4 protein-coding genes are annotated in these 3,131 nt (G+C 63.2%); 2 read left to right on the top strand and 2 right to left on the bottom strand.

The features are described 5' to 3' along the window. Nucleotides 1–135: 135 nt before the first annotated feature. Both EN984_RS28205 and EN984_RS28200 read left to right on the top strand, forming a co-directional pair. Nucleotides 136–639: a hypothetical protein gene (locus EN984_RS28205; protein WP_127272277.1), complete on the top strand. Its 504-nt coding sequence runs from the start codon at nt 136–138 to the stop codon at nt 637–639. Nucleotides 640–776: 137 nt separating this feature from the next. Then, nucleotides 777–1,166 (top strand): hypothetical protein, encoded by a 390-nt coding sequence (locus EN984_RS28200; protein ID WP_127271781.1) that lies wholly within the window; start codon nt 777–779, stop codon nt 1,164–1,166. 102 nt (nt 1,167–1,268) lie between these two features. On the opposite strand, the gene EN984_RS28195 is transcribed toward EN984_RS28200, so the two are convergent. After that, nucleotides 1,269–1,430 (bottom strand): hypothetical protein, encoded by a 162-nt coding sequence (locus EN984_RS28195; RefSeq protein WP_236382840.1) that lies wholly within the window; start codon nt 1,428–1,430, stop codon nt 1,269–1,271. 161 nt (nt 1,431–1,591) lie between these two features. After that, on the bottom strand, nt 1,592–3,131 hold a 1,540-nt coding region (locus EN984_RS28190), incomplete at its 5' end, for a glycine--tRNA ligase subunit beta (RefSeq protein WP_245480133.1).

Below are 3,131 nucleotides of genomic sequence, written 5' to 3'. Positions count from 1 at the left end.
GCTGTTGGGTAACCTATTGTTGGCGAGCAGGAGCATTGGCGATTTATCAATCCCTAAAATGCTATGTTTCCGCGAAAGCCGGCATCAATTCCGGCCTGCTATCGAAGAGCTTCTGGGCAAAGGGGAGCGACATCAGTGTCTGCGCGTATCCTGTTGGGTATCATTCTTGCTGTTGCGGCCGGCGAAGCCCAGGCGTCATCCCTGGTTTTTCCAGGCACGCCATCCTCCACCCCATCGATCGTCAGGATCGGCGCCCCCAACCAGCCTGGAACCGCCGATGCGGTCAGCGCCAGCGATGCGCTGTCGGTGGTGGCAAAAGGGGAAGCGCAGCCCGACGTCACCGATGAAAAAGTGGCGGCGATCCCGGACAAGCCCGCGACCGGGCACGGCTTCCAGCCAGGCCCGATGGTCATTCGTGGCGGCGTTACCGGTCCCGATTTCCCTGCACCGGCGCCAACCGCTGCACCAGCGGCCGGTGCCGCGCCGGCCGCTGGCACGGCGCCGGCGGCAGGCACAGCGCCGGCAACGGCCACCGCCTCCGCAGCCCCCTCAGGGAACGCCGAGAACCAACCCACGCCGCCGAGCGCTCCGGCGCCGGCAGCAGGGCAGCACATGCCTCCCAACGGCTACACCAAATAGCCCCGGCTCCAAGACAGCCGACATCGATGGCGTGACTTGACGGTGGTCTGGCGCCCGGCGCACCATTGCCAGGCAAATCCCGTTCTAGGTATTTCTGGCAGACGGGATTTCATCGTTAGGGGTAAAGGGGGGTGATCATGAGAAAATCTGGAATCGTAACCGGGGCAGGCCTTCTGCTGGCGTCGTTGCTTGGCGTCGTCGCGGCTCATGCCGACGACATGCTGGGATCTTATGTCGCGCGCATTTCCGATCGCGACCATCAGGCGAGTGACGGCTATGCGCTGGACAATGCCGCGCAGATGGTGCGGCAGGACCGCGCCAACTGGCACAAATTCCACCGCCGTGACAGCGACGACGAGGCTGATGGCTGGTTCAGGACCAACGGTCAGCGCGCCGACCTGCAGCGCATGCTGGAACGCGGCGGCGCGATGAGTTCCTCGACCAAGCGCGCCATCGTCAATGGCGAACCGCTGATCCAGGTCGATGTCTACGAAAACAGCGTGCGCGTCAGCATTCTCGAGAACTGACCGTCGCCGGGGCGGCTGACCGTCGGCTTCGGGGGACGGCTGATAGGAGAAGGCGGCGCCTCAGCGCCGCCTTGCCATCGATAGATTCGGCGGCTGAAAAAATCAGGCCGCTTCTTCCTTGTCGTCATCTTCTTCGGACTCGTCGCCTTCAGCCTTCACGCTGTCCTCGGCGTCGTCCTCGTCTTCTTCGTCTTCATCTTCGTCGTCATCAGACAGGTCAGCGGCTTCGACCGCTGCTGCGGCGGGTTTCGGAAGCGGATTCAAGCGCCTCGGCGGGAGTTTCTTCTGTCACTTCGATTTCGTGATCGGAATTCATGGAAGCCTCCGTGGGGTTGGGGAACATGTTCCTTTTGCCACGGAGAGATCATCGCCATATGACTGTAAGCCGGCTTGAGCGGCCGGTAGCAGAGAATATTTTCTTCGCCTTAACCTGCGATCCTGGAGAAATCCGCGACCTGACCGGTGGCCGCGCGGATGCGGGCGAGCAGCGCCAGGCGGTTGGCACGCACCGCCTGATCCTCATCGTTTACGAGAACATGCTCAAAGAATGAATCAACCGGTTCGCGCAACACGCTAAGCGCCAGCAGGGCGCCGGAAAAGTCATCGTTTTGAATCGCTTCGCCGGCTTGCTTCTCAGCCTGATTCACCGCCGCAAACAGCGATTTCTCGGCATCCTCGCGAAACAGCGCCGGCTCAACGGTTTCGGCGACCGCCGTTTTCTTCTTCTCCTCGGCGGCCAGAATGTTGGCCGCACGCTTGGTGCCGGCGAGCAGGTTCTTACCGTCCTCCGTATCGAGGAAGGAGCCCAGCGCCTCGACCCTGCGCACGATCTGCAGGAGATCGTCGTTCGGCGATTGGCCAATCTCCCCCCTTGTGGGGGAGATGCCCGGCAGGGCAGAGGGGGGCGCTTCGCGCTGAGAGGTCGGCGGGATAGCGCCCCCCTCTGTCGGCTTCGCCGACATCTCCCCCTCTAGGGGGGAGATGGGGCGCGAACCTGCCGCCAACACCGCATCGATGAGATCATGCCGTGCGCCCTGGTCACGGAGATAGACCTTCAGGCGGTCGTGGAAGAAGGAGAGGAGGTCGGAAGCCGTCCCGACAATGGATATCAGCGCCAGTCGAATATTATTCTCGACCAATATTCTAACAACCCCGAGCGCGGCCCGCCGCAACGCATAAGGGTCCTTCGACCCTGTCGGCTTTTCGTCGATCGCCCAGAAGCCGACCAGTGTATCCAGCTTGTCGGCGAGCGCGACAGCGACCGACACCAGATCGCTCGGTACGCGATCGGACGGGCCCTGCGGCTTGTAGTGTTCCTCCGCTGCAGCGGCGACCGATGCATGCTCGCCCTGAAGCAGCGCATATTTGCGGCCCATTGCGCCCTGCAGTTCCGGAAACTCGCCGACGACTTCGGTGGTGAGATCGGCCTTGGCCAAGACGGCGGCACGACCTGCGAGCGCGATAATCTCCCCCCTCGAGGGGGAGATGTCGCCGAAGGCGACAGAGGGGGTCGGCACGACCGGATGCGACGCCCCATCGCGGTCAGAGGACGCCGGCGCTTCACGCGCGGCGACCCCCTCTGGCCTGCCGGCCATCTCCTCCTCAAGGGGGGAGATTGACTGCGCCACGATCGGCGCCAGTTCTTCCGCCAATCGCTTGATCCGCTCCACCCGTTCGCCCTGCGTGCCGAGCTTGGCGTGGAAAGTCACGCCGAGATGGTCGAGCCGGGCCATGCGCTGGTCGAGCGGCTTCTTGAGATCAAGCCCGAATTTTTCCGCCGATGCCTCGAGCTCAGCCAGGTCAGGCAAATCGCCCTGGTCGGTCGTCCAGAAATAAAGCGCGTCGGACAGGCGGGCGCGCACCACCTTGCCGTTGCCGTGGGCGATCTCCTTGCCGCCATCCTTCGCTTCGATATTGGCTGTGAGGATGAAGCGGCTGGAAAGCGCGTCGTCGACACCCTGCGGC

The sequence above is a fragment of the Mesorhizobium sp. M7A.F.Ca.CA.004.12.1.1 genome (assembly GCF_003997835.1).
GTDB lineage: Bacteria > Pseudomonadota > Alphaproteobacteria > Rhizobiales > Rhizobiaceae > Mesorhizobium.
This window is presented reverse-complemented; position numbering and strand designations above follow the sequence as displayed.